This is a genomic window from Clostridium sp. HBUAS56017, assembly GCF_007115085.1.
GTDB lineage: Bacteria > Bacillota > Clostridia > Clostridiales > Clostridiaceae > Clostridium > Clostridium cibarium.
In genome coordinates this window covers 1-5,510 of record NZ_SULK01000045.1, presented here as the reverse complement: position 1 = coordinate 5,510, position 5,510 = coordinate 1, and the positions used below count along the sequence as shown (strand labels likewise).

The 5,510-nt window shown below is 31.3% G+C and carries 5 protein-coding genes, 2 tRNA genes and 2 rRNA genes; 8 read left to right on the top strand and 1 reads right to left on the bottom strand.

What is annotated here, in order from left to right; genetic code table 11:
* The 7 genes from rrf (FAY47_RS19620) to FAY47_RS19590 form a co-directional block, all read left to right on the top strand.
* Positions 1-82 (top strand): 5S ribosomal RNA (gene rrf / locus FAY47_RS19620); the annotation flags it as partial.
* Between the two features lie 5 nt (positions 83-87).
* A tRNA-Lys gene (locus tag FAY47_RS19615) sits at positions 88-163 on the top strand.
* Between the two features lie 207 nt (positions 164-370).
* Positions 371-1,147 (top strand): flagellar motor protein, encoded by a 777-nt coding sequence (locus FAY47_RS19610; protein ID WP_143318616.1) that lies wholly within the window; start codon positions 371-373, stop codon positions 1,145-1,147.
* Positions 1,148-1,155: 8 nt separating this feature from the next.
* The gene (locus FAY47_RS19605; RefSeq protein ID WP_143318615.1) at positions 1,156-1,905 is read left to right on the top strand and encodes a flagellar motor protein MotB; all 750 of its coding nucleotides are present in this window, start codon (positions 1,156-1,158) and stop codon (positions 1,903-1,905) included.
* A gap of 125 nt (positions 1,906-2,030) precedes the next feature.
* Positions 2,031-2,981 (top strand): L-lactate dehydrogenase, encoded by a 951-nt coding sequence (locus FAY47_RS19600; protein WP_143318614.1) that lies wholly within the window; start codon positions 2,031-2,033, stop codon positions 2,979-2,981.
* A 116-nt stretch (positions 2,982-3,097) separates the two neighbouring features.
* Positions 3,098-3,214 (top strand): 5S ribosomal RNA (gene rrf / locus FAY47_RS19595).
* 6 nt (positions 3,215-3,220) lie between these two features.
* Positions 3,221-3,296 (top strand) — tRNA-Lys (locus FAY47_RS19590).
* 112 nt (positions 3,297-3,408) lie between these two features.
* On the opposite strand, the gene FAY47_RS19585 is transcribed toward FAY47_RS19590, so the two are convergent.
* Positions 3,409-4,155 (bottom strand): signal peptidase II, encoded by a 747-nt coding sequence (locus FAY47_RS19585; RefSeq protein WP_143318613.1) that lies wholly within the window; start codon positions 4,153-4,155, stop codon positions 3,409-3,411.
* 140 nt (positions 4,156-4,295) lie between these two features.
* On the opposite strand from FAY47_RS19585, the gene FAY47_RS19580 reads away from it, so the two are divergent.
* Positions 4,296-5,108, top strand: a complete 813-nt coding sequence (locus FAY47_RS19580; protein ID WP_143318612.1) for a pyruvate, water dikinase regulatory protein — start codon at positions 4,296-4,298, stop codon at positions 5,106-5,108.
* Positions 5,109-5,510: the final 402 nt, after the last annotated feature.

Here is a 5,510-nt window from a genome sequence, read left to right as displayed (position 1 = left end):
CATTCCGAACAGGAAAGTTAAGCTCTACAGCGCTGATGGTACTGCATGGGAGACTGTGTGGGAGAGTAAGACGTTGCCAGGTAATATGCGATATTAGCTCAGTTGGTAGAGCACCTGACTCTTAATCAGGGTGTCCCGGGTTCGATCCCCTGATATCGCACCAAGATTTAGGTTATTGAATTTTTCAATAGCCTTTTTTGTTGTACTACTTTAAGAAAATGTATGGTTTAAATATATAAATTTTAGCAAAAAAGCTAAATATTAATAAAATTTGTACGATAATAAAATATATAATGGATGTAAATGGAATTATATGTTTTAAAAGTAGACAAGTGGTACAAGGCAAAAGAGAATACATAGGAGGGATAAAATGGATATTGTAATATTGGGAGGGTTAGTAGTAGCTTTTCTTTCTTTAATCTTAGGTTTTAGTATAGACGGTGGAAGTGTTACTTCTTTAATTCACCCAACAGCAGCATTAATAATATTAGGAGGAACGTTTGGGGCAGTAGCAGTATCGTTTCCTGGAAATGTTCTTAAGAAATTCCCTAAAGTAATAAAAATAGCTTTCCAAAAGAGAGAGAGTAATATTGCAAAGAACATACTATACTTTAAGGAAATATCAACAAAAACAAGAAAAGAGGGGCTTTTATCTATAGAAGCAGAAGTTTCAGAAAGTAATGTGGATCCATTCATAAAGCAAGGACTTCAATTCGTTGTAGATGGAATAGAGCAATCAACGGTTGAAAGTATTATGAAAACAAAATTGGAACAAATGGTGGAAAGGCATGAAGATGGAATGGAAATTTTCTCAGCTGCAGGTGGTTATGCGCCTACCATGGGAATTATAGGTACAGTTATGGGGCTTGTTTTAGTTGTTGGAAATTTAAGTGATCCAACATTGCTAGGACCTAAAATTGCTTCGGCATTTATGGCAACTTTATATGGGATTGCTACAGCCAATATTATATGGTTACCAATAGCAAATAAATTGAAAATGTTAAATAAGCAAGAGGTAATAGAAAAAGAAATGATAATCGAAGCAATATTGCTTATTCAGCAAGGAGTAAACCCTAACACTTTAGTAAATAAGCTTGAAGGATTTTTAGAAGACGGAAATGAAAATTTATTAAGAGATGACAAGTAGGTGTAGAAGTGAGGAAGAAAGAGAAAAAGAAAGAGAATAGTGAGAGATGGTTACTTACATATTCAGATTTAATTACTTTACTAATGGCTCTTTTTGTAATATTGTATGCGTCATCTAATGTGGATAAAGCGAAATATCAACAGATATCAAGTTCACTTCACAAAGCATTTAATATGTCTGATTCAGGGAATATAGGGGTAATTGAAGGTAATCCAACAAATGGAGACCCCAATGCTGAAGAGACACAGAATGATGAGAATAAGGAGATTACTGAAGAACAGAAATTGGAATCAATTAAGGCTCAGATAGACGCACTTATTGCTCAAGAAGGTTTGCAAGGAAGTATTTCTACTAAAACAGAGGAAAGAGGACTTGTAGTAAGTTTTACAGATACTATTTTTTTTGATAGTGGGAAAGCTGAAGTTAAAGTTGATCATAAAAAACAAATACTTGAGATATCAAAAGTATTAAATAAGATAGGAAATTATATAAGAGTTGAGGGACATACTGACAATGTTGCAATTAAAAACGAATTATATAAATCAAATTGGGAACTTTCTTCAGCAAGGGCTACAAATGTAGTGCAGATTTTTATAAATGAATGCAAAATAAGCCCAGATAGATTGCAAGCTGTCGGATATGGTGAATATAGACCTATTGCATCAAATGATTCGGAAGCAGGTAAAGCAGCTAATAGAAGGGTTGATATTGTCATAGTAAACAGTAAGTTTAACGGATTAGAGACAACAAGTAAATAGAATAGAAAGCAAAGTCTTAGGAGAACTTAAAATATATTTCTTCTAAGGCTTTTTTGTATATATTATTGTAGTTGTGTGGTAATATATTATTTAGATAAAGCAATGTATAACAGGAGGAGTTCATTATGACGTTTAAAAACAAAAAAGTAGCAATAGTAGGAACTGGATTAGTTGGATCAAGTACAGCATTTAGTCTTATAACTCAAGGTGTTTGTGATGACATTCTTATGCTTGACATAAATGAGGAAAAGGCAAAAGGCGAAGTTATGGACCTCAATCATTGTATTGAATATTTAAATAAAAATACAAGAGTTAAAACAGGAAACTATGAAGAATGTGCAGATGTTGATATAGTAGTAATAACAGCAGGAGCCCCACCAATAAAAGGACAATCAAGATTGGATACATTGGAATTATCAGCGAAGATTGTTAAATCTATAGTGGATCCAATAATGAAGAGTGGATTTAAAGGGCAATTTATAGTGGTATCTAATCCTGTTGACGCAATAGCTCATTATGTAAAAGAGCTTTCAGGACTTCCTAAAAGCAAGGTAATAGGTACAGGTACATCATTAGATTCAGCTAGATTAAAAAATTTTATTGGAAGTCTATTAAATGTTGATCCTAGAAGTGTTCAGGCATATTCAATGGGAGAACATGGAGATTCACAAATGGTACCATGGTCACATGTATACATTGGAGGAAAATCATTTAGTAAGGTAATTGAAGATAATAAAGATAGGTTTGGGGACGTAGACCTAGATAAATTAGTGTTAGAAACTGCTAGAGCTGGTTGGGAAGTATTTAATAGAAAAGGAACAACTTATTATGGAATAGCGACTGCGATAGTGGCGATAATAAAGGCTATTTTGTACAATGAGAATAAGATAATACCAGTATCAGCATATCTAGAAGGAGAATATGGACAGTTTGGGATATATGCAGGAGTGCCAGCTGTATTAAATAGTAATGGAATAAAAGAGATTGTAGAAATTGATATGTCAGAAGAAGAAATTAATAAGTTTAATAAATCATGCACTGTTATTAAAGAATGTATAGCAAAATTGGAAAAATAAAAAGATCAAAAGAAGACTGATTTAGTCTTCTTTTGACTAAAAAAATATTTTTTTATAGAAAAGTTATTGACTTATGAGCATATTATCTATATAATTAGTTCTTGTTGAGAAACAAATCTGGTGATGATGGCGTAGAGGAAACACTCCTTTCCATTCCGAACAGGAAAGTTAAGCTCTACAGCGCTGATGGTACTGCATGGGAGACTGTGTGGGAGAGTAAGACGTTGCCAGGTAAATATGGTTTACTAGCTCAGTCGGTAGAGCACTTGACTTTTAATCAAGGTGTCCGGGGTTCGATTCCCCGGTAAGCCACCAAAGGGTCACTTCAATTGAAGGAACCTCTAATAAGAACTTGCTTAGCATTAATATAAAAAAAGGATTTTACATATGTAAAATCCTTTTTTTATGTGCTTTGGTATGGGTAAAACTATCTTTTTAAAATAGAAATTAAGTCATTCCTAACAAATACTACAAATTTCTTAAAGACAATAAAATCATCTTTAATAGTAGAATCATCTGAACCTGTTAAATATCCACTAGAGTAAGTTGAAAGAATGAAAAAATATAATCCGAGATTTATATAAATATCTTTAATATCAGCAACAAATAGATTACTTATTCCTATAAAATCCAAGCTTCCACCATAAAATATCTTGTCAATAAGAGAACATAGAGCTCCACTAAATAGAAATATGAATGCGCAATCACCAAAAAAAGTAGAGTTCCTTTTAGATGTTAAATATCGATATATTTCTAAGAGTAGGAAAAGTGCTATTGTATTTACAAGAATTAAAATAGGAAAACTTACTGAAGTTCCAAAACGAGCATTTAACCAAGAACCTTGCGTGTTTATTAAAGGATTAAAACTTAACATTTCATTAATAAGAACTATGTTATTATTAAAAAAGTAAAATTTAATGATGATTTTTATACCTTGATCAAGTAGCATTAGGATACAAAATAGGAAAAGTATCTTTTTAAATGGTAAACCATCTGTATGTTTTAGGCTATAAATATGAATTATGTAACCAAACAAGAAGAAGATAGCAATCAAAATTATATTTGTCATAAGTGCTAATGGATCAGAAATTCTTCCAGTGAATAATTCGAATAAAAAGTACAAACCCCACATCAGAGGAAGTCCTCCGATAGTTAATAGTTTAATATGTTTCATAAGTTCCTCCAATATAAGTTATTTTATAAATTAAGTTTATCACATAGGATAGTAAAGTTCACTATAAAATGGTTAATACCTTGTTATGTGCGGTATAATAAAAGAGTAGTTTATTAAATAGAATGAAGGAGGGTATGAAAATGTTAGTTATTTTTGCCGTATCAGACTCTATAGGAGAAACTTCAAATCAGGTAGCAGTAGCAGCTGCTAGTCAGTTCAAAGAAGATATTGAGGTGAGAAGATTACCATATATTAAAACGCTCGAGGATGTTGAAGATGTAATGAAAGCTATTGATAATTGTGAAAAGGCAATGATTATATCAACAATAATAACTGTAAATGTAAGAGAATATTTAACACAAAAGGCAATAGAGAAAAATATATTCGTAATAAATGTACTTGGGCCAATAATAAATGTTGCAGCTACATTACTAAATAAAGTACCTGAATATAATCCAGGTGCTATGTGGAGTACAGACGAAGAATATTTTAAAAGGATAGAAGCTATGGAATTTGCCATGCAGTATGATGATAGTAAGGATTACAGAGGATTAAAAAACTCGGATGTAATATTAGTTGGATTATCTAGGACTTCCAAAACTCCTTTGTGCATGTATTTGGCTAACAAAGGACTAAAGGCAATAAATATACCACTAGTGCCAGAGGTGGGAGTTCCTGAGGAGTTATATAAAATAGATAAAAAGAAGATATTTGGATTAACTATTAATCCGCTTCAGCTAATAGAAATTAGAAAGAGGAGATTAGATAAGTTTCATAGGATACCATCAGATATTGAATATGCAGGTGATGCAAGGGTGCTAGAAGAATTTGATTTTGCAGATAAAATAATAAGAAAGTTAGGTTGTAAAACTATTGATGTTACACAAAGGGCTATTGAAGATACTGCATTAATAATATTAGAAGAGATTGGATATAAAAAAAGAAATAGTTAATTTATAATTTGTAGAGAAGATAATAAATGATAAGCAAGCATATTTATACTAATAAGGATATAGAATAATAAACTAATCCATGTGTATCTTTATGCGAATTTAAGAGAAAAAGTGAGTAATTGTCGTTCTAATAGAGAAATTGTTAATTAATTGATTTTTATTATAATATATGTGCTAACTTATATGATATTATAAATTTCGATGTTCGTCATGTTTAGAAATAATTAGATTAACATAAAAAAAGTTATGGTGATTTTAAAAAAACATTGACAGATATGAAAAACGATGATAAGATAAGAAAGTCGCTTGAGGGCGACAAAGAAAATGGTCTTTGAAAATTGAACAGATATAAATAAGTTAAAAACCAGCAATTCTTTTAGAGTAAGTTTTTTGAGTAGATTA

Bases quoted from the DNA above. Each gene is read 5' to 3' on its own strand.
- FAY47_RS19610 (WP_143318616.1), top strand. From the start codon at position 371: ATGGATATTGTAATATTGGGAGGGTTAGTAGTAGCTTTTCTTTCTTTA.
- FAY47_RS19600 (WP_143318614.1), top strand. From the start codon at position 2,031: ATGACGTTTAAAAACAAAAAAGTAGCAATAGTAGGAACTGGATTAGTT.
- FAY47_RS19585 (WP_143318613.1), bottom strand. From the start codon at position 4,155: ATGAAACATATTAAACTATTAACTATCGGAGGACTTCCTCTGATGTGG.
- FAY47_RS19580 (WP_143318612.1), top strand. From the start codon at position 4,296: ATGTTAGTTATTTTTGCCGTATCAGACTCTATAGGAGAAACTTCAAAT.